Genomic DNA, 20,932 nt, shown 5'->3' with positions numbered 1-20,932 from the left:
AGGGCGTCGGCCGCGACGCGCGTCGCGGTCTGCGGGGTCGCGCCGACGCGATAAGGCTGCGTGTAACGGTAGCCACCGTTCAATAGGCGCCCCGCCCGAACAACACGGCAGGCACGGTCTGCCAGAGGAGCTTGAGGTCGGTCAGCAGCGATTGGGACTCGATGTAGCGGACATCCAGCTCGACCTGTTGGGGGAAGGGGATATCGGATCGTCCCGAGACCTGCCAAATACAGGTGATGCCGGGCGTGACCTCCAGGCGCCTCCGGTCGGAGAGCGAGTATTCGTCGACCTCCGCCGGGACCGGCGGGCGCGGACCGACGAGCGACATATCCCCCTTGATGACGTTCCACAACTGCGGCAGCTCGTCGATCGACGCCTTGCGAATGAACCGGCCGATGCGCGTGATGCGCGGGTCGTGCTGCATCTTGAAGGTGACTCCGCCGGACATCTCGTTCTCGACGAGCAGCTCGGCCTTGCGCGCCTCGGCGTCCATGTACATGGAGCGGAACTTGTACATGGTGAAGATCTGGCCCCAGCGTCCGACGCGCGTTTGCTTGAAGAGTGCGGGACCGGGTGATTCGAGCCGGATCGCCAGCGCCAGCAGTCCGAAGATCGGCAGGAGTAGGATGAACAAGGGGCCGGCGAGCAGGATGTCCAGGGTGCGCTTGAGTAGATAGGCCGAGCGTACAACCGCCACCCAGGCGAGCCGCTTGGCGCCGATGCGCAATCGGATCAACCACGCGGGCTGGCCGGCGCGGCTGTAGCGACGCATCAGCAGCTCTTCCATCGAGGTCCGGCTCGGTCGTTCCTCGGTCATGAGGTCTCCCCGCTTCGCGCCTGTCGCCAGACGCGGTATAGGAACAAGGGGTTGCCGATCACATAGCGTCGCCACATTCGCCCGGGTTCCTGCATCAGCCGCCAGGTCCATTCGAGGCCGATCTCGCGCATCCACTCCGGCGCCCTGGGGATTCGGCCCGAGTAGAAGTCGAACAGACCGCCGACGCCCATGCGCACCGCCGGTGTCAGGCGCGCATCGTTGCGCGCGAGCCATTTTTCCTGACGCGGCACACCGAAGGCGACCAGGAGGATCGCGGCGCCCGAGGCGTTGATCCTGTCGATGACGGCGTCCTCGTCGGCCGGGTCGAAATAGCCGTCTTGAACCCCGTCGATACGCAAACCGGGAAACTGCGCCTGCATGTTGGCCGCCACCGCCTCGGGGATCCCCGGGCGCGCGCCCAGCAGGAACAGCCCGAGTCCCGATCGGGCGGCCCGCTCGCACAGCTGCGGGAAGAGGTCGGTGCCGTTCACGTTGGCCTGTAGGGCGACCCCGAGCATCCGGCAGCCGATATGGATTCCGATCCCGTCGGGCAAGACCCGTGCGGCATCGAGCAGGATCCGGCGGTACTCGGTATCGACATAGGCGATGTTGAGGCAATCCGGGTTGACGAAGGCCAGCAACGCGGGATCCCCGGCAGCGGCACGGGCCGCGATCCAGTCCACCGCCTCGGGCATGGTGGTGTTGACGATCGGGACACCGAAGAACTCGAGGATGGGCGGCGTGGGCGCCTCGCCTCCGCCGAGGACCTCCCCGATCAGGGAGCGCACCACCAGGCCGGCGTCGCCCCGCGCGCTCTGGCCGTACGCATAATCGCTGTCGATCTGCGCCTCGGGCGCATAGGCGACACCGGTGCGGCTCTTGAGTCGATAGGGCGAGAAGACACCGGGTCTGACCGTGAAGCGCACGGCCGCCTCGACGTCGAGCTGGACGGCCTCGAGCTCAGTCAAAGGGCGTGGTCCGGCGATGGCCAAGTCCCCGCGGAGGATATTCAGCAGTGCCGCGAGACTGCGTCCCGGCGTCGAGCCGGCGAAGTAGAGTCGCTCGAAGGGTGCGCGAAAACGCCCGACCAAGGGCTCGCGATCGAAGATTCGGCCCTCACGCGCGTGAGCCAACGCGCCGCGCAGCAGCAGCAGTGGAGCGAGTATCACCAGGAGCAACAGCGCGAGTGTCAGGTCGAGGGCCCGCGAGAGGACGACCCCGAGGACCGCGAGCGGCGGCAAGAGACTCCGCAACCAGAGTGCGCGCCACGGACGCTGGCGACGGCCGAGCGGACCGGGGATTTCCAGGCCGGGTTTGCGCTTCATGAGGCAGGTGCTCCGACATCGGCGCGGGAGTCCGTCCCGGGCGAGTGCTTCGCACCGGTCGGGGCGTGGATCGATGTTGCGTCGCCTCGGGGGATGATCCTGGCCGGAACCCCGACCGCGAGACAGCCGCCGGGGACGTCCTGAATCACCACGGCGTTGGCGCCGATCGCGACGTCGTTGCCGATGCGGATCGGCCCGAGTACCTTGGCCCCGGCTCCGATATCGACTCGATCGCCGATCACGGGTGCTCCGCGGACCCCGCGATGACGCAGGCCGACCGTAACCCCGTTGCGCACCACGCAGTCGTCGCCGAAGACCGTATCGCCGCTGATGATGATGCCGCCGAAATGCTCGATCAGGAAGCGGCGGCCGAGCCGCACCTCGCAGGGCAGATCGATCCCCGTCATGATCTGAGAGAGCACCTTGAGGAGCTTGTAGAGCAAAGAAAACGGCCAGCGCAAAACGCGGTTCTCGATCCCGTAGCGCCAGCGCCCGAAGCGATAGACCAGCATGACCCAGAGCCCTTGGCGTGCCCAGTCGCGTTCGTAGGTGTGCCAGTCTTCACGGATGTTCTCGAACATGGCGTGCTCCCGCCTCGATGCTTACCAGGGCCTCGGCGGCGAGAGCCGCCCGCCTGCCGTCTCCCGCCAGGCCCGATCGAGCAGGGCGACGATCGCCAGCGACTCGGTGCGCTTGCCGCCGCGCTGCGCGTCGCCGCCGCGGTTGCGCCAGGCGCGTACCCGATGCCAGCTCGCCTCCAGTTGACGCACCGCCCAAGCCCCGAGCCAACCGTGGTGCTTGCGATAGTAGAGCAAGCCGCTGCGGATCCGCCACAGCGTGAGCTGCGCGCCCTTGCCCGCCGCGCTCATGTCCAGTTCGCCATGGGTGCGCGATGACTCGCCGCCGATGTGCACGACCACCACGTCCGGCCAATAGCGGATCCGCAGGCCCGCCGCGCGGATCCGTCGGCACAGATCGACCTCCTCGTAGTAGAGAAAGAACGCCTCGTCGAAATCGCCGATGCGGGCCAGCAGGTCGCGGCGCACGATCGAGAAGGCGCCCGGAACCCAGTCGATGTCCGCCGGTTCCATCGGGTCCGCCCAGGTGCGGTCGAATCGCCCGAAGAAGCGACTGCGCGGGAATCGTGCAGCCAACCCGGACAGTGTGAGTAGCTCGTTGAGGAGCGAGGGAAACATCCGGGCCGACGGCTGCCATTCGCCGTCTCGCCCGATCAGCCGTGCCCCGCCCAGACCGATTCCGGGATCCGCATCCATGTAACGCACCGCTCGCTCAAGGGCGCCCGGCGTGAGGAAGGCGTCCGAGTTCAGCAGGACCAGATAGCGCCCGTGCGCGGATTTGAACCCCAGGTTGTTGGCTGCCGCAAAGCCGAGATTGGTCGTGCTTCGGATCAGGGTTGCCTGCGGGAAACGCTCGGCCACCCGATCCGCCGAACCGTCACGTGAGGCGTTGTCGACCACGATGATCTCGTAGCTGACCGGGCCGGCCTCGGCGATCAGTGTCTCGATGCATTCGACGAGCAGATCGCGGGTATTGAAAGAAACGATGACGACCGAGACGTCGGGGGTGGCTGTATTGGATATCGGCATGGCTCCCCCTTAGTCCTTCTGCTCGGCTTCGTTGCGCTCGGTGCGCACCCAGGCGGCATCGTTTCGGGAGGCCCGTCCAATGGCGCGCAGAATCGTGAGCTTCCACAGGATGTAGAAGGGTGCCGTCGCCAGTGCCAGCAGATCGCGCCAGCCGCCGCCTCCGATACGAATCGCCGCCAAGACATGCACTGCGACAAGTGCCAAGCCCAAGAACGCGTACGTCCTGGTGGGTTCGAAGGGCGGTAGCAAAGCGACCAGCAGCAACAACACATGAAAGGCCAACGGCAGCAACAGCAGCTCGAGCAACGGCTCGATCAGGCGATGCTCGCCGGACATGACGCGGCGCAGCAGGACCGGGGTCCAGTCGAGAACCATCCTGAAGCGGCCGCCCTCCCAGCGCGCTCGCTGGCCGGCACCGGCCTCACGGGTGTAGGGCGCGTCCGACCAAACCCCGGTGTTCGGGGCAAACACCACGCGCCGACCGGCGGCGACCAGTCGCAGATGATATTCCATGTCCTCGACGACGCTGGTCGCCTCGTAAGGCTCTTCCAGAAGGGTCTCGCGGGTCAGCCCGAAGCCGTTGCCGAGGAGGCCGACAGAGAGTCTCCAGCGCTCGCGCCCGCGCAGGCGCAGCACGTTGAACGCCATCCATGCAATGCCCCGGAGTCGGGCGCGCAGGCTATGCTCCGGATTGTCGAGCCGATAGCAGCATTGGATCGCCGCGGCACCGCGGCGCATCAGTCGTCGCAGCTCTGTCACCAGATTCAGCTCGACCCGCGTATCGGCATCGACCACGATAAAGCCATCGAAGGGCTCTTTCAGCAAGCTGCGGAAAGCGAAGTCGAGGGCAAAGCCTTTGCCTCTGCGCTGCGGGTCCCGGCGCTCCAACACACGCGCCCCGGCCGAGCGCGCCAGCTCGGCGGTGTTGTCGGTGCAGTTGTCGGCGATGACCACGACCTCGAAACCCGCATCGCCGGAGTCGCAGGCGCGCAGCGAGGCGACGGTCTGCGCAATGCCCTCGGCCTCGTCATGGGCCGGGACCAGGACGGCGATCCGTTCGATCGGCACCGCGTGGTCCGCTCCGTCTTCGCGCCGCGGCGGGAGGATTCCGCCGAGCGTCAGCAGCAGCAGCTCGATCGTGCCGGGTAGGCTCGGCACGGCGAGCAGGATGCCGAGCAGCATCGAGGGCCAGACAAGCGCGTCGTGCGTCATAGCAGTACCTCCGCCGGTCCCAGGACGACCAGGCTGTAAGCCGGAACGGTGACCCGAATCCGCTTCTTGCCGACCGACCGAACGGCGAGGGGTTGCGGCTGAACCGCGTCCGCGGTCTCGTTGCCTTTGAACGGATCGGAGGCATCGAGGACGTACCCGCCCGTCGGTCTCGGGCTCTGCGTGTCCGGGAAGCGCAGCGTCAGGCGTCGGGGCTCGGGGGCATCGGAGACGATGGCGACCGACCAGCCATGCGGGCCTCGGAAGGTGGCGACGTGCAATCCGGTATCCTCGTCGGTCATGGATGCCCGGTGGAGATCGCCGCCGATGACCTGATTCAGCAAGGCGATCGCCCATCCGGTCGGGCGCAGTCGATCGCCGCGGGTCAGGTCGCGCGTGACGCCGAACAGCGGGACCAGACCCGCGTTGCCCTCGAGACGCGTGTCGAAGCCGGCGAGCGTATAGACGCACTGGCGCCGTGCGCCCAGGGCCATCGCCTCGAGCAACCGCTTGGCCAAGGCGGGTCCGGAGGCGGCGCCCGTGACGATCGCGGCGCGGTCGTCTGCGGCGATGTCGCCCCGGGTCGTATGCAGATTGACCTCGTAGACGGCCAACTCCTGCTCGGCGGGTTGCCGTCCGGTGATCTCCTCCAGGCGTCCGTCGTCGTCCTCGAACAGCAGCTCGAGCGCCCGATCCCCATCGACCGCATCCAGGCGCGAGAGCATATAGGGGGCGACGGCGAGGATGTCGGCTTTCGTGCTGGCCGCGGCGACCTTGCCCGCCGCGTAGGGGTTGGCGTGTTGGGCGTTGACGACGCGGCGCAGTGCAGGATGGTTGCCGGCGCCGTCTTCGAGTGCCGTGAAGAGCCGGTCGGCTGCGGCGCCGTGGTGAGCCGGGTCTTGGATTCCGGCCGGGCGGAAGATGGAATTCCAGTTCTCGTTGCCGAATTCGACCAGGACCTCCGAGAACCCGTCGGTCTCGATGCGTTCGGCGAGCCACGCGCCGAGACGCCGTGCCTCTTCGGTCGTGAAGGTCGTGGGCATGACCAGCCAGGGGTTGGCCCCGACGCTGCGGCTGAGATCGAAGAACTCGGGCAGACTATAGCTGAACTCTGCACCGTTGCCGGGTCGATACCGGCTTGCACGCCGGGCATGTGGCGCGGCCAGGCGGTTGTCAAGCGTGTCGCCGAGCTGGTTCTGCCAGTCGCGCAGATAGCCGGGGCGCAGCTGCTGCAGGGCGGCGATGACCTCGGGCCGGAAGGCGTTCACACCCGGGGCTGCGGTGCCGCCGGATTCCGTGGCCGTTTCGTCCTCTGTCGCGATCGGGCCAAGCCAGACGTCGTCGAGATGCACCTGTCCCGAGCCGGTGACCTCGATGGCGAGCTCCAGCGCACCGATCGGTCCTGCGTCGACGGCGTCGAAGGTGTGCTCGATGCGCTGCCAGCCCGGCTCCGGGCGCAGTGTCACGTCGAGAAAAGGTCCCGAGCCGTGACGCCGAAACAGGATGCGCACGCGCGGCGGATCGCCGGTCTCGGCGTGGATCCAGAGCGAGAACAACCAGCGCCCCTCGACCGGCAGGAGCTTGCCGGCACGCGTGCCGATGGTGTCGAGATGGCTGGCCAGACGCAAGGTCGCGCCGGACAAGGGGGTGAGCGCCAAAGAGCGCCGACCGGGGCTATCCGGGGCGATCCGTGCAGGATCCACCTGCACCTGTCCGTTGGTGCGGTCGGGTAACCACCAGTGTGTCGGCGGAAGATCGTCGCGAACGCGTGTCAAGGCAACGATATCTCCGGGGGCGAGGCGATCGTCGAGCCCGTCGGTGATCAACTCGGGCAGCGCGCGGCTGCCCACGGCGCGTGAGTCGACGAGGGTTCCGCTTGCACCGGCCGCGGCGCCGGTCAGGATCTCGTAAGTGGCGCCGGACCAGAAGCCGTCTTCGCGTGCGAGCCAGGTCTGATCGTCGCTGAACTTGTCTTGATCGGCATACGCGACCCGGACCAAGGCGCGGTCGATGATGCCCTCGAAGCCTGGATTTCGGAGGACGTTGCGCGGGAGCTGCTCCGCGCCCCAGTAGGTCGAATGACCGAGATTCATCCCGATGCGCTCGACGTCCGGGACCAGCGGTACGGCCTCGACGATGGCCTCGACCGAGACAGGCGCGGCGAGGATCCGCAGATCGGTCGGTCTCTCGAGCACGGATTCGCTCCGTGCGGCACCGGTCCCTGCGATCAGTGCGGCAAGCGCGGCGGCGCCGAGCAATCGGAGATCTGTCATGGCCTCGCTCCCAGGCGGCGGTGCAAGATGTCCGCCAAGCGTCGGGTGTTGGTCTCGAGGTTATATTTTTCGATGACCCGTCGCCGTCCGGCCTCGCCGAGCTGGCGGCGACGCTGCGGATCCGCTATCAGATCCGCGATCGCCTCGCCGAGCGCGGCCTCGTCCGAGGGTGCGACCAGCACGCCGTCGACCCCGTCGCGGATCAGCTCGGGATGCCCCGTAATGAAGGTGGTCACGCAGGGGATCTCCATCGCCATTGCCTCCATCAGAACCACCGGGATGCCTTCGGCGAAGCTCGCCAGCGCAAAACAGTCCGCCTCGGCATAAATGGCACGGATGCGGCCCTGGTTGACGACGCCTTCGAAGACGACGCGCTCTGCGAGCCCGAGCCGGCGCACCTGCTCCTCGAGCGACGCACGGTCGGGACCGCCGCCGACCAGGCGCAGACACACGTCATGTCCCTTGCGCACCAACGCCGCGACCGCATCGACGAGGATGTGCTGCCCTTTTGCCGGCACCAGACGCCCGACGCACAGGATCTGGAAGGGCGATGGGTGCTCGCGAAAGGGCCGCGGGCTGAAGGCGCTTGGATCGACCCCGAGCGGGGCGATCTCGAGCTTTGACCAGTGCGCCGGCGGCGAGAGCTTCATGAGCTGGCTCCGACAGTAATAGCCGATACAGCAGATGAAGGCGGCACCCTCGATCTTTTCGGTCAAGCGATAGCCGGGGGCGTCATAGAACTCGTCCGGACCGTGGACCGACATCGAGAATCCGATCGGGAAGATGCGTGCGGCGATCAGCCCCACGGTGGCGGCCGGGGTCGCGAAATGGACATGAAGATGGCCTAGGGCGCGTCCGGTCAGCCAGTGGCCGATCATAACGGCCTCCACGAAGTAGAAGAGGCTGTAGACCCATCGCTTGATGTCCGTGCCCCCGAGCCGGAAGGCAAAGAGCAGGCCCTTGGCATAGTCGCCGGGGCGCGTGCGCAGGGTGGCCCAATGCGCGCGCACCGCCCCGCGCAGGCCGTCCGCCTTGACGAAATAGGTCGTCGCCGCCTCCTCGCGCTCTTCCTCGGCCAGCGACTCGGCGGGTCGATCCGGACTGTTGATCGAGGCGACGTCGATGCGGATGCCGAGCTCGCGCAGACGGCGCACCTCGCGCAGGATAAAGGTGTGCGAGGCCGCCGGGTATTGGCTGACCAGGTAGGCAAGCGCCAGAGGTGTGCGTGCGTTGTCGTTCATGCGTGTTGCGTCCTTGGCGATCGGAGAGTGCAAAGGTCAGCCGCGGCTCACGAGCCGATGTTCGTTCGGCGCCGGTTGCGGGCCGCGACCGGGTCGGCGAGCAGATCCCGATACAGCTCGATGGTCGAGTCCACCTTTGCGTCCCAGGCGTAGCGTTCTTCGGCTCGGCGGCGTCCTGCCTCCCCGCGCTGTCGCCAGATCTCCGGGTTGCGGACCAGGTCGCGCAGTGCATCAACGAACCCCTCGACGACGGCCTCGGGTCCTGTCGGCGGCAGGGCCAAACCGACCGTCGGGTCGATGATCTCCGCCGGTCCACCGAAGTCCACGGCAATCACCGGACGGGCGCAGGCCATGGCCTCCAAGAGCACGGCACCGCCTGATTCGCGTACCGAGGGCAGACAGAAGACGTGTGCCGCGCGGATCTCGGCCGCCACCTCGGGAGGCGGGAGGTTTCCGGTGAAACGGACCTGCTCGTCAAGTCCGAGCCTTGCGGCTTGCTCGTGCAACTCACCCGACAAGGGCCCATCCCCGACGATGCAGAGTCGGATCGGCATCTCCGGGGCAAGCCGTGCAACCGCGTCGAGCAGCATGCCGACCCCTTTGAAGGGCACCAGGCGTCCTACGAAGACCAACCGCAGCGGCTCGCCCGCCACGCCCGGCGCGGTCGGCCAAGGTGCGGCCGGAAAGGTGTCGAGCTCCACCCCGTTCTCCAGCACGGGTACGCAGAGGTGACGATAGCGGGGCGGGATGCCGGCGACCGTGGCGCGCGTCGCAGTGAGAATGGCCGTCGCATGGCGCGTCCCGCCCGCCAGCGCATCCGCGATCCGCCCGAGATGGCGCACCGGATAGAGCCAGGCCGAGTCCGCACGGCGGATGTCGCGAAAACCGGGCGGCAGACCCAGATTGCCGTTCCAGGGTCCAAGCACGATCGGAAGGCCCAAGCGGTGGAGGCGCGTGGCCGCGAGCGGCGAGACCGGGGTCGGGGCATGCACGATGTCCCACGGCGTGCCGTCCTCCGATTCAGAGCGGGCCATGCGCAACGTCTCGCGATCGTAGATATAGAAGTCCAGAGAGGAGACCAGGAAGACGGCATGCTCGCTCTTGGGGAAGATCCGCGAGGCGACCCGATACAGCGGGCCGGCAAACCACTCGGTATCGATATAAAGGATGCGGCTGTCGCCGACCGGCCCGCCGGCCGCGTCGATCGCGGGACGGTTGCGGACATGGGTGAGCAAGGTCGTCGGCAGCCTACGGGCGAGACGGCTGTACCAGTGCCAGCCGATCTGGGAGACCGAGCCCATGCCGGGGCCGCATTGATAGGCGGAGAGGAGCAATCGCGGTCCTCTTACTGCGCTCATGTGTGTCCGCCCTCCGGCCGTTGTCGTCGTTCCCGAGCTTCCTCGGACGAGTGTAGATCCATGGGATGCGGGGCTCCAGTCCCATCGACGGGACTGGGCCCGAGCTTGATCTCGGCGAGATCGTCCGGATCCGTGTGCTCGGCGGAACGACCGCAGCGGCGAATCTTTCCGATGCGCTCGCTGGTTACTCCCGGACAGCATGGACGAGGGTACCCTGCGGACCTGCGACGTGGGTCACATTTTGCCCGGCAGCGACTCTCTGCGTCGCCGACGGGCCCTTGTCCGGGCCGCTGCGCGTCGGCCGAGCCGGCGGCACCTTCAGCGCCTTGTCACGATGCAGGGTCAGTCGGCTTGCGGCTTCGGAAGATCCTTGCACGCGCGGATCGACGACGATCGATGGGTCGGCCGAACCATCGTGGGCCGCATGGTCCGATCTTTGCGTTTGTCCAGTGAGCCTGTGACTCGGATGAAACGCGGCCCGCCGTCTCAATTCTGCGGCCGATCTGTCGAATTGCGGCGTCGGCTGGGACGCGGGTGCTCGAAGCGGGATCAAAACAGATTTTCAAGGGAGCAGGTGTTCCGATGAATCGCCGAATGAATAGCGCTCAGAAGGGCTTCAACCTCATCGAGCTCATGATCGTTGTTGCCGTGATCGGCCTCCTGGCAGCGATCGCCGTTCCGGCCTATCAAGACTACAGCATTCGATCCAAGGTGAGCGAGGCCTTGGGGATGGCATCGTCGCTCAAGACGGCGGTGATCGAGCAGGCGGCGAACGGCGGCCTCGCGAACGTGAAGACGGATACCGCCGGCGATTCGGCTTCGGTCAGCCGCTATGTCAGGGCACTCGCGGTCGAGGAGGCCGGGATGATCTTGGTGGCGACTCAGAACACCGGGGCAACGGTCGATCCGGAGTTGCGATTAGTTCCGAGCGAAAACGGCGGCGGCATTGTCTGGCGCTGCTTGAAGACACCGGCAACGCTTGCGAGTCAAGTTCCGCCAATGTGTCGCGACGACGTCGCCGGGGGCTACAGAACGTCCACCGATCCGAAGGACATCAAAGACACTGTCGCTGAGATCTTTCGAGCGTTAAAGGATTTTACGAAAAAATGGACGGCGAATGGGGGGATGTTCAAGCCGGATAATGTGGGCAACGCTTCTTTTTCATGGAGTAACAATACTGCGTTCATGGATGCGTTCTTTGAATTTGCAGGGCTCACCGATTTCAATCGGAGCGGATACGCTCCGATCTCGGACTTCAAGGTCTTCTACAAGCGCGACGCAAACGGCAAGATCACATCCGAGGTGTCCGGTGTCTATCTGCAGATCGGCGGTAAACGACATATTCTTTTCTCGAATGGTGATGCGGCCTCCGGTGAGCATTACGGCGATTTTCTCGCCGGCGACCCGAAACAGCTCACGCCGCCTTGACGCTTAGAGCGAATGCGCTTGCCGGGACTCCGCGCATACGGACTCGCGGTCAGGTGAGCCTGTCGAGGAAAGACGAGACATGGCCTTCGATCGGTAACAGGAGCCCGCCGCCGGAGGTCGGGTCGCCGGGGACCGGAGGCCGGATGCCGTCGAGTTCTTCCCAGCGCCGGGCGAGATAGCTGAACCACAACGCCGGGGCCTCGCCGGTCGGGATCTTCATGCCCACCAGATAGTTGCCGAGACAGCGGCGGGCCAGCGCCTTCGGGGCGCGAGCCGAGCAGAGCAGGTAGGCGAGGTCGCCGAGCGGGATACCTTCGAAGGTCGAGGAACCCCAGTCGAGCACCCGGAAATCAGAGCCGTCGGCGTTCGTCAGACGGGTGTTGTAGATGCCGAGATCCCCGTGCTCCAGAATCATCGGTAGAGAGGGTGCGAGGCGCTCGAGATCCTCCAGGGCGGCCTCGGCCCGATGCTGGGTCTTGCGGGGTAAGATCCGGCGTGCGACCAGCCGCTGCAAAGGTGCGACGTGACGGGCCGTGGTTTCCGTCCGGTCCGGTTGTCGACGGGTCGCGAGTCCGATCGCCGCCAGCCAGTCGGCCATCGCCAAACAGAAGCGCATGCGGCTCTGCACGCGCCAGCGGATCCCGAAAAAGGGATGGGTGGGCTCGTAGGTGTAGGCCAGGGCCCATCGTCCCGCCACAACGGCGGAGTTGGTCGGCCGGATGATCCGGGCCGCCTCGGTTGGACCCAACGCCTGCTCGATCCGATCCAACTGCTCGGCCTCGCCATGCAGATGCTGTCCGCCGGGAAAGCGTGCGGCCTTGATCAGGCGCTGCGGGCGTCCGTGCGCGTCGAGACTGAAGGCCAGGATGGGATTGCCGGGGCCCAGTCGACCGGATGCGAGCAGCCAGTGGTCTGCGGGTGTCTCGCGGATGGCGTCGGTGCCCATCGCGGCCAGTGCGCCGCGCAGTGCGCCCAGCAGAGTGGGATGCGGCTCGGCGCCGTCGCGTCGATAGAGCGCGATCCCTTGCTCGGGCAGACGCCGCGCGGCCGCGCCGGCTGAGAATGGTGCGATCAGACCCGTGAGCGACCGCGACGGATAGAGCCGAAGATCGCGCGCGGCGGCCCGAAATCCGGCTGGGTTGTCGGGGATCAGCACCCGGAAGGCCGGCCAATCCGGATAGGCCCGCCAGCGGCCGATCGGGGTGAGTCCGGAAGACGTCGTATCGGCCTCCGGGCCGAGGAACCGACATAGGACCCCGCCCGCTCTGAGATGACGCCCGGCCGCGACGTCGTCGGAGAAGACCAGGTCATAAACGCCCTCGGGGGTGCCGATTCGGCGTACCCGCTCGGGCGCCGCGAGGGCGGCCATCGCCGCCAATGTCCTATCCTGCAATCGGTCCTGCGGCGGTTCGACCACCAGATCGATCATGCCGAGCTCGCCCGCGAGATGCGGGAGAAAGGCGGGCTGGTGCGTGCCGATGACCAGTGTGCGGACATCCGGTCCGATCGGAAGCAGGAGTTTGAAATCCGCGAGACGATAGTCATCGGCGAGCGCCGACGCCCCGAAATCAGTGCCCATTCGGATGCTCTCTCTTGCGTTGGAGTCGTGCGCCGCCCAGCCGTCCGGTCAAGCCTCGAACCTTGACGGCAACAAAGTCTTTTTCGCCTGCATCGAATTGGAAGAACCACAGGATTGCGGCTTGCAACGCGCAGTAGACGACGCCGGCGACCAGCACCAGGACGATGCTGCCCCAACGATCGTCGCCGACCGACTCGATCCAGGGGCGAGCCAGCAGATAGAGCACGAATCCGGTCAGGTAGGGCCAGAGACCGGGCAGCAGGGCGCCGCGAACAAAACGCCCCTGACCCAGTTCCAGGAAGCGATTGGTGTAGACCATATAGATCAGCGCACTCAGGATCATGGCCAGTGCGACCGCCAGCGTGATCACCACCACATCGATACCGAAGATCAGGAATCCTGCGCCGACCAGGATGACCACCAGCGCCAGTTGGGACAGCGGGTAGATCAGCTCCCGTGCGGGGATCCCCATGCCGCGATAGATGTTCGAGGCCGGTCCGGTCAGGATGTTGAGCTGGAAGGGCAAAGTGAAGCAGGCCAGGATCAGCGGCGCCAAGGCAAATTCCGGATTCGGCCCCAGCCAGGCGACCATCAGTGGCGCGGCAAAGGCGGCCATGAAGCCCATCATGAAGCCGGTCACCAGATTGATGTACCGCGCGCCTTTGAAATAGAGCTCGAGGAGCTCGCCGCGGCGCTCCTGGGAGTGCATATAGGAGGTCGCCGGCAGAAAGACGGCGTTCATGGAGCCCGGGATCGAGGTCGCCATTACCGGAAATTTCTGGGCGACATCGAAGAGACCGGTCGCCTGCACATTGATGAACAGACCGGCGATCAGCTTCTCGATCGAGCGCAGGAACATCCCGAGAAAGCCGGAGAGTTGGACGATTCCGCCGTAGCGGTAGAAGAGCGCAAGATCGGCCCGATTGAAACGCCGCAGCGAGATCGTCAGCCCCGGGATATTGCGGAAGCAGAGCCAGACGTTGACGCTGATCGACACCAGATAGCGAATCGCGAAGGCATAGAGCAGGCTATAGACCCCGAGTCCGGCGACCAGGAAGACCACGACCAGCAGGGTCTCGAGCAGGAAGGTCCCGACCCAGACCTGGTTTTGCTGCACGATGCGTTGCAGACCCGTCAGGACATACGCGAAGGCGCCCCAGCTCAGTTCGAGTGCGAAGATCGCTGCGCTGCCGAAGATGAGTACGAAGGCCGTGGTCTGTAGCTCGGGCGAGACCGACAGCGCGTCGATCAGGGTCGGCAGCCCGATCCAAAGAAGTGCGAGCGCAACCACGCTGATCAAGCTCACCACCGTCAAGCCGGTCGACAAGAGATCGCCGATCCGATGCTCTTCGCCTTGGGCGTGATACTGGGCGACGTAGCGGATGTAGACGTTGGAGACCCCGAAGGCGCTCATCCCCAAGTAGCCGATTAGGATAAAGGAAATCGCCCAAATGCCGTATTCCTCCAGACTGATATAGGCCAGAACGATCGGCGGGATGAAGAAGCGGGTGACCAGATAGAGGAGCTTGGCGCCGACCGAGCTGAAGATGTTGCGGCTGACCAGGCGGTTCATGCCGCCTGCGTCGAGCCGAGCGCCTTGCCCCGGGACAGAGGACTTGGGCTCGGTTGTAACCTTGTCCGTCATGGCTGTCGGTCCTCAGTCCTGCTGCTGCGTTGGTCCGGCTCGGTCGCGCCGAGTCGATGTCCCAGTGTCCGTCGTCCGAAATCAGTCATCTGCGTAAGTCGACGTCTTGAGGCGACCCCGCCTGCGAACCTAAGAATACATGATGCCGTCGGGGTTGATTGGGGTTCACGTCATGACTCGGCGGAACCGGTGAGCCGGCGCCGGCTCCGAGGGTGCGACGGTCTCCGTGCCGATCCCCTCGACTCCGGAGTCCATATAGGCAATACCCCAGCCGGTGATCATGAAGAGGAGCGGAACGGCTTGCAGGCCGAGATAGACGGTGGCGATCGAGAAGCCGACCGCGAGATAGAGACTCGCCAGCGTAAAGGCCAGCGAGCTTCCGCGCGGCTCGGCGAGGGGTTGGCGCATCCCGTGCGCGGTCAGGCGGACCAACATGACGAGGATGATCGCAAGTAAACAGACCAGGGCGATCAGCCCGTGCATCAAGAGCAGCAGCAGATAATAGTTGTCGATCGAGGGCATGCCGGGGACCTTGGGCCACGCCGTCAACCCCCAGCCCAACCAGATCCGCTCGGCGGCGATCTCGGAGTATTCGGTCAGGAGTTCCCACCGGTAGGCGGCCGATTCCTGGGCCACTGTTTCCGCCCCTTCGCGCCCGACCGAGACATAGTCGAGGAACCAGACCACGCCGGGGATGCCGACAAAGAGGATGATCGCAACGACGGCGCCGATCGCGGCGACCCGTTGGCGCGAGCGTCCGATCATCACCAACATCGCTGCCAAGATGGCCCCTATCCAGGGGCCGCGCACCATCGTCATGATCACCCCCGCGAGCAGTCCGAGGGTGATGAGCCTTCCCTGACTGATCGGCAGCCAGGGGGCGAAGCGCGGTTTAGGCTCCCATGCGCCGCTCCATTCGAGCCAGCGCTGGATGCGGTAGCCGATCACCATGACGATACCGGCCAGAATGGCATGGCCGTAGGGTCCTGCGACCCGTGCGAAACCCCAGCGAAAGGTCGTGACCCAGCGCGCCTGACCGGGAAAGAACGGGTCCAGGATCATGCGCCAGGGGGTGGTGCCGAAACGGAACTCGTAGACGGAGACCGCCGAGATGATGAAGAGACAGATCACCAGGGTCTTGGCGAAGCGGACTCGATGTCCGGCGGGCTCGATTAGGCTCTTGGCAAAGATGTAGGGCAGCACCACCCAGGTCAGCATGTTGAACATGAGGTTCTGGGCATCGCTGTAACCCGAGGCACGGTATTCCGAGATGCTCGCGGCGAGCGCGAAACCATAGACCAGCAGATCCATCGCATGGAAGCGGAACCCCGGCATCCCGCGCGCGAAAAACGCGACGGCGGTGCCGACGGCGGCGGCTTGACCGAAGGTCGGATCCGGCAGGCCAGGTGCGTTCCAGCGATAATATTCGGGCAGCAGCATCATCGACGGCAGATAGACCATCAGGAATGCCGTATGCGGTCCTCGGGTCAGTCCGATCCAGCCCGCCAGAAGACCCGGGATGAGGGCGATGATCGCAAGCACGGGGCGGCGCGCTCAGAACGAGGCGGCGGTCGTCTGGATCACGCCATCGCAGGCGCATCCGCTGCCGACCGAACGACGCGGGCGGGAACGCCGACTGCGACCGCTCCGGCCGGGATGTCTCGGGTTACGACGGCGTTGGCCCCGATCACGGCTGCGTCGCCGATGGTGACGCCGGGCAGCAGGGTGACGCCGCGCCCGATCCACGCCTGACGCCCGATCGTGATCGGGCTGCTCTCATGGCCGGACCAGCGCAGCGCCGGTTCCGTGCCGGTGCGATGGTTGGCGTCGCGGATGCTGGTGTATTCGCCGACCATGCTGCCGTCGCCGATGCGGATGCGTTCGAAGGCGACCAGATGGACCCCGCGCGAGAGGACCACCTCGTCGCCGACCTCGATTTCGCCCGCTCCTTGGGTCTCTAGCCCGGATGTTTCATAAACCGACACAGCCGACACTGGCCTCGCGGATTTGCGCGGCGCTGGGCGTCACCGAGGGCGATGACCGGGACGCCGCGGGGGTTGAATGGTGGAAATACCGAGCGGCAACGGGCTTGATCAACGGGGCACGAGTAGTTTTGTCGCCGCGCAGGCGTACGATGCCCTGCCCGAGGTGGGCATAGTCGTCGTGCGCGTGCTGAAATCCCCGTGCGGGGATGTATGTGCGTCTAGGCGGGCGCCGCCCGGGGCTGCGCGTTGAAGAGCCTCTCGGTGACCTGCTGCAACAGCGTCTTGACCGGACAGCTCGAGGGCAGGTGCAGGCGCACGCGGTCTTTGTACTGCACCACGCGCACGGCGAGCTTGAACAGTTTGATGATCACGGTGGCAGGCTGGGCGTTGGCCAGTTCCGTGCCGACGAGGACCTCGGTGCGCAGCGTTTGGTGCAAGACGTAAGCGGCGCAGGAGAAGAACAAGCGCATCTGATTGGCCAAGAAGGTGCTGTCGGAAGTGCGATCGCTGGCCAGATCGTTCTTGATCATTTTGATGAAGTTCTCGTCCTGGCCGCGCGCGCAGTACAGATCGCGGTAGACGCACTCGGGACTGGGCAAGTCCAAGGAGGTGACGACGAAGCGGAGGTTGTCGCCGCGCGCCGTCACCTCGGCTTTGAGGATGGTCCGACACGCGCCGGGCCAGGAACCGGCACGGTAGTCAACCTCGTGGTAGGTGCGGGTCCGCTCGGGTACGTCGGCGTCGGCGCGCCGGGCGTTCTCGATGCGCAGCGCATGGAGCTTGCGGGCGTCGGCCAAGAACGGCTCGGCCCGTGGCGTGAGAGCCCGGTTACCCGCCAGGCCGAAGATGAAATCCGTCAACGGATCGGCCATCGCCAAGGCCATCAACTCGGGGTTGGAGAAGTGTCCGTCGCCGCGCAGGATGATGCGTGTGCGTGGCCACGCGGCCCGCAGCCGCTTGAGCACGCGCTTGAGGATCATCGCGTTCTCGGCGCCGGTGGGGCGCTTGCCGGGACGCAGCACCGCGGTGATGAACTTCCCCGAGAGGCCCTCGAAGAGAAACAGCGGCAAGTAGCAATGGTTGCCGTAGTGATGATTGTAGAACGCGAACTCCTGCTGGCCATGGGTGGCGTCTTCGGAGTGGTCCATATCGAGCACGATCACCTGCGGCGCCTTCGGGTAGCTGGCGATGAAGGCCTCGACGAAGGCCTGCGCCATGCGGTAGAGGTCGCGCGCGCCGACCCCATTCTCCAAACGCGAGAAGGTCGGCCCGCTGGCCAGGTCCGTCGTCGCATCCAGCGGCTTGCGCTCCAGCCCCAGCTTGAACAGCGCATCACGGCGCAGCGCATTGGCGTCGTTGCCGTCTTCGTAAGCACAGGCGATCTGGTAGACCCGTTGCGCGATCAGCTCACGCATCGGATGGGTGGTGTAGGACGGATGGCGCCAATCATCGATCGCTGCGCTCAACCGCTCGGTCAGGCCGATCTGCCGATCAACCCCGCGCAGAATCATGGGGCCAAAGTCAGACGACATGGCGCCGCCGTCGAAGTCGCCGCGGACCGTGAAACCGGCGACCGGGGGAAAACGCAGCTGTTCCGGGGTAGACTCGGGCATGGGCGACCTCGTTTAGCTTCTTCCGAAGCGTTCTTGGCGGAACAGCCATTTTATCAATGGGTTGAACGAGAGTCGCCCTTTTTTATGAAATATTCGGGCTAGATAGAGACCGGGGTAGAGATAGAGTCGGCGGCCCAAGCGGATGTTGCCGGTTCCATGGATCTCGGGGACTCCGAGTACGACGACCGAGGGATCGAGCGGCGAGGTGATCCGCTCCGCCAAGCGGGCATGGCTCCACAGACGCACGATCGGGTCAATCAGGCGTCGCCGCAGTCGTGCGATCGGGATCAGTACGGCTACCGCGAAGCCTTTGATATCTTTGCTCATCGCTCGTCCTCCATCGCGCCGGGATCGATCGCTACTCGGCCTATTTGTACTCGATCAGGCGTCGACGACGCCCGGCGCGTCGATCGAGATAAAACCCGATTTGTCCGAAGAGGATCGGGATCTGCTGCAGGTGTGAATGCACCCCGTACAGCAGGCGCGTCAACGGACTCGGCTCCTTCCACTCCACCCGGCGCGCGGTGCGCACGATCAGGGCCAGGTAAAAGACGATCGGCAACAGCAGCGGCCAGAGGCTTTCCAAGACGACGGCGGCAGCGATACCGCCCGGAATCGCCAAGATCAGAATAGACGCGTGGATCCAGTTGCGCCGAGCCTCCGCTGACCACAGCGGATAGTCACTGTTGCGGAATCGTGCCGCGACCTCCGCGTAGGCATGGCCGGCCCGCTCGGCACGTCGCCAATATTGCTCCCAGCGGGTGATCGCCAGATCATGCAGGGTCATGGGCTGGTCGATATGCTCGATGCGGTAACCCAGCGTGCGCAGCCGCCGACAGAGTTCCGGCTCTTCGCCCGCAATCAGGCTCTCGTCGAACCCGTTGACCTCGTCCAAGGCGGCGCGGCGCATCAGTGCATCGCCGCCGCAGAATTCGCTCGGACCCGGTGGATAGACCCAATCCAGGTCCAGCACTCGGTTGTAGATCGACGCCTCCGGGTGCAGCTCGCGGCGGTGTCCCCAGACGACGGCGACGTTCGAGTCCTTCAGCAGCGGCAAGGCGCTCGCGACGAAATCCGGATCCAGGATGGTGTCGCCGTCCAGAAAGAGGATCACCGGCGCCTGCGCCGCGCGCCACCCGGCATTGCGACCGAGCGCGGCGGAGGGGCGTTGCGGATGCACCATGATGACCTGCGCCCCGAGTGCGCGGGCCCGCTCGGCGCTGCCGTCCTTGGAGTCCGAGTCGACATAGATGATCTCGATCGTGCCGCGAACCCCACGAATGGCTTGCACGGAACGCAGGCATCGCACGAGACGCGACCCCTCGTTGCGGCCGATGATGACGACCGAGAGCGCAACGCGCGATCCATTCGGGTTCATAGTTCGACTCCATTGAAAAGCCGCCGATAGTCGGCGATGCGTGCCGCAGCGGAAAAGCGCATCGCCAGTTGGCGGTCGGCGCCGGCCACCAGACGATTGAGCGTGTCGGCATCGGCCGTTTGAAACGTCGCGAGGCGGCGTGCCAGGTCATCGGCATCGTCGGCCCGAAAGTGCATGCCGCTGACCCCGTCCTCGACCAGGGATCCGGCACCGCCGCTGTCCGGCACCAGAACCGGTATGCCTGCCGCCATTGCCTCCAGGATCGCAAGCCCGAAGGGCTCGACGGGGCAAAGGTGCAGCAAGAGATCGCTCCGGGCCAATTCGTTCGGCACCGCATCGGAGAAGCCCGCGAAGGTCACCTGCGGATGGGTGGTCCGGGCCCGCTCCCGCAAGGCATCCAGATCCCAGCCCGTTCCGAGAATACGAAATTCGAGAGCCCTTGGCCCGGCATGGCGGTCGAGAGCGTCCAGCAAGAGATCGACCCGTTTGATGGGATCGACGCGCGAGACGATCAGCACATGCCGAATACCGGGGCTCACGAATGGCGAGCGCCGGGGGCGCGAGGCGACATCGTCGGAGCCGAGAAAATTCTCGATGACGGAGATCCTGTCGGCGCGTACCCCGTTCGCGACAAGGCGCTCACGCACGTAACCGGAGACGGCAACGAAGCGAACCCCCGCGTGGTTGAGTATCTTCTTGCGCCCGTAGCTGTCGCGCTCGTCGGTGCCGCCGTGAACCATGTGGATGTGCACGCCGCGTCGCCGATAGACGGCGTTCAGGGCGGCAAAGAGGACCGAGTGGGTGACCGCGGTCGCGGCAAAGGAGACCTCGCGGTGATTCGAAACCTCCCGGCGCAACAGAAGGGCGAGCTCCCGCGGGTTCGCGAAGGCGATGCTTTGCACGCCGCGCCGCTGCGCCTCGGCAAGGACCGGACCCGGCGGTGCGCAGAGCAGCGGATCGACAGTCGCTCCAAGACCCTCCAAGGTTGCGAGAGCCATGCGTTCCGTGCCGTAGAGATTGCCACTGTGCAGTACGTACAAGAGCCGCGGGGTCATCGCGTTCCCCTGGTCGGGATTTCGTTTGAGGGTTGTCTGCGGCAGTGCTTTCGATTCAAGCCATGCATCGATTGTCTCCCGGTCAACCGTGATCCGGGCCGTTTCTCGATGCCGGTCGATCCGGATCCGACGCACGCGGCTGTTCGGCGGCGCGATTGAACAGAGTGCCGGCAATCCGCGCGTCGAATAGTAACAGAACGCGATGTCCGCGCCCGCGTCCGACGTCGCGTCGATGCGAGCCGAGAGCGTCGATGGGCGCCGCCGCTCGAGTCGCGATGACGGTGCGAATCGCTGCAGTTAGGGCGGGTGGTTCGGGGTTGGATTTCAGTCCGCCCCGGGCATCGGGTTCGACTCGATCAGGCTGACCTGCGCCTACTCCTCCCACCCGAACAGCACAGTGACCGCGTCGCCCCCGGGGG

Annotated in this window: 17 protein-coding genes; 1 reads left to right on the top strand and 16 read right to left on the bottom strand. The window is 65.7% G+C overall.

Annotated features, from left to right (window positions below; all coding sequences use genetic code 11):
- Nucleotides 1-79: 79 nt before the first annotated feature.
- The 8 genes from LT988_RS12070 to LT988_RS12035 are packed head-to-tail and all read right to left on the bottom strand — an operon-like array spanning nucleotide 80 to nucleotide 9,830.
- On the bottom strand, nucleotides 80-817 hold the full coding sequence (locus LT988_RS12070) for a sugar transferase (protein WP_232410371.1): 738 nt from the start codon (nucleotides 815-817) through the stop codon (nucleotides 80-82).
- Nucleotides 814-2,142, bottom strand: a complete 1,329-nt coding sequence (locus LT988_RS12065; RefSeq protein ID WP_232410370.1) for a WecB/TagA/CpsF family glycosyltransferase — start codon at nucleotides 2,140-2,142, stop codon at nucleotides 814-816. Before LT988_RS12065 ends, LT988_RS12070 begins: the two co-directional genes overlap by 4 nt.
- On the bottom strand, nucleotides 2,139-2,723 hold the full coding sequence (locus LT988_RS12060) for a serine O-acetyltransferase (RefSeq protein ID WP_232410369.1): 585 nt from the start codon (nucleotides 2,721-2,723) through the stop codon (nucleotides 2,139-2,141). The genes LT988_RS12065 and LT988_RS12060 overlap by 4 nt, the downstream gene beginning before the upstream one ends.
- Nucleotides 2,724-2,744: 21 nt before the next feature.
- Complete coding sequence (locus LT988_RS12055) at nucleotides 2,745-3,749, bottom strand: glycosyltransferase family 2 protein (protein ID WP_232410368.1); 1,005 nt, start codon at nucleotides 3,747-3,749, stop codon at nucleotides 2,745-2,747.
- A 9-nt stretch (nucleotides 3,750-3,758) separates the two neighbouring features.
- A complete protein-coding gene (locus tag LT988_RS12050) occupies nucleotides 3,759-4,961 on the bottom strand; it encodes a glycosyltransferase family 2 protein (RefSeq protein ID WP_232410367.1) in 1,203 nt (400 codons plus the stop codon).
- Nucleotides 4,958-7,231, bottom strand: coding sequence for a hypothetical protein (locus tag LT988_RS12045; RefSeq protein ID WP_232410366.1), 2,274 nt, complete (start codon nucleotides 7,229-7,231; stop codon nucleotides 4,958-4,960). Before LT988_RS12045 ends, LT988_RS12050 begins: the two co-directional genes overlap by 4 nt.
- Complete coding sequence (locus tag LT988_RS12040; protein ID WP_232410365.1) at nucleotides 7,228-8,472, bottom strand: glycosyltransferase family 4 protein; 1,245 nt, start codon at nucleotides 8,470-8,472, stop codon at nucleotides 7,228-7,230. The genes LT988_RS12045 and LT988_RS12040 overlap by 4 nt, the downstream gene beginning before the upstream one ends.
- 47 nt (nucleotides 8,473-8,519) lie before the next feature.
- Complete coding sequence (locus tag LT988_RS12035; RefSeq protein WP_232410364.1) at nucleotides 8,520-9,830, bottom strand: glycosyltransferase family 4 protein; 1,311 nt, start codon at nucleotides 9,828-9,830, stop codon at nucleotides 8,520-8,522.
- A 594-nt stretch (nucleotides 9,831-10,424) separates the two neighbouring features.
- On the opposite strand from LT988_RS12035, the gene LT988_RS12025 reads away from it, so the two are divergent.
- On the top strand, nucleotides 10,425-11,258 hold the full coding sequence (locus LT988_RS12025; protein ID WP_269752127.1) for a pilin: 834 nt from the start codon (nucleotides 10,425-10,427) through the stop codon (nucleotides 11,256-11,258).
- Nucleotides 11,259-11,307: 49 nt separating this feature from the next.
- On the opposite strand, the gene LT988_RS12020 is transcribed toward LT988_RS12025, so the two are convergent.
- The 8 genes from LT988_RS12020 to LT988_RS11985 all read right to left on the bottom strand — a co-directional run bounded on the left by LT988_RS12020 (nucleotide 11,308) and on the right by LT988_RS11985 (nucleotide 20,513).
- Nucleotides 11,308-12,837 carry a phosphotransferase family protein gene (locus tag LT988_RS12020; RefSeq protein WP_232410363.1) on the bottom strand — a complete coding sequence of 510 codons (1,530 nt, stop codon included), beginning with the start codon at nucleotides 12,835-12,837 and terminating at the stop codon, nucleotides 11,308-11,310.
- Complete coding sequence (locus tag LT988_RS12015) at nucleotides 12,827-14,482, bottom strand: lipopolysaccharide biosynthesis protein (protein ID WP_232410362.1); 1,656 nt, start codon at nucleotides 14,480-14,482, stop codon at nucleotides 12,827-12,829. Before LT988_RS12015 ends, LT988_RS12020 begins: the two co-directional genes overlap by 11 nt.
- Nucleotides 14,483-14,647: 165 nt before the next feature.
- On the bottom strand, nucleotides 14,648-16,024 hold the full coding sequence (locus LT988_RS12010) for an O-antigen ligase family protein (protein WP_232410361.1): 1,377 nt from the start codon (nucleotides 16,022-16,024) through the stop codon (nucleotides 14,648-14,650).
- 38 nt (nucleotides 16,025-16,062) lie between these two features.
- On the bottom strand, nucleotides 16,063-16,467 hold the full coding sequence (locus tag LT988_RS12005; protein ID WP_232410360.1) for an acyltransferase: 405 nt from the start codon (nucleotides 16,465-16,467) through the stop codon (nucleotides 16,063-16,065).
- Nucleotides 16,468-16,685: 218 nt separating this feature from the next.
- On the bottom strand, nucleotides 16,686-18,080 hold the full coding sequence (locus LT988_RS12000; RefSeq protein ID WP_232406659.1) for an IS1380-like element ISTro1 family transposase: 1,395 nt from the start codon (nucleotides 18,078-18,080) through the stop codon (nucleotides 16,686-16,688).
- A gap of 12 nt (nucleotides 18,081-18,092) precedes the next feature.
- On the bottom strand, nucleotides 18,093-18,407 hold the full coding sequence (locus LT988_RS11995) for a hypothetical protein (protein ID WP_232410359.1): 315 nt from the start codon (nucleotides 18,405-18,407) through the stop codon (nucleotides 18,093-18,095).
- A gap of 40 nt (nucleotides 18,408-18,447) precedes the next feature.
- Nucleotides 18,448-19,458, bottom strand: coding sequence for a glycosyltransferase (locus tag LT988_RS11990; RefSeq protein ID WP_232410358.1), 1,011 nt, complete (start codon nucleotides 19,456-19,458; stop codon nucleotides 18,448-18,450).
- The gene (locus tag LT988_RS11985) at nucleotides 19,455-20,513 is read right to left on the bottom strand and encodes a glycosyltransferase family 4 protein (RefSeq protein ID WP_232410357.1); all 1,059 of its coding nucleotides are present in this window, start codon (nucleotides 20,511-20,513) and stop codon (nucleotides 19,455-19,457) included. The genes LT988_RS11990 and LT988_RS11985 overlap by 4 nt, the downstream gene beginning before the upstream one ends.
- Between the last annotated feature and the right edge of the window lie 419 nt (nucleotides 20,514-20,932).

Origin of the sequence: Thiocapsa bogorovii (genome assembly GCF_021228795.1) — a bacterium.
Classification (GTDB): Bacteria; Pseudomonadota; Gammaproteobacteria; order Chromatiales; family Chromatiaceae; genus Thiocapsa; species Thiocapsa bogorovii.
Note: the sequence above shows the minus strand (reverse complement) of the source record. Positions and strands in the feature narration are given on the sequence as shown.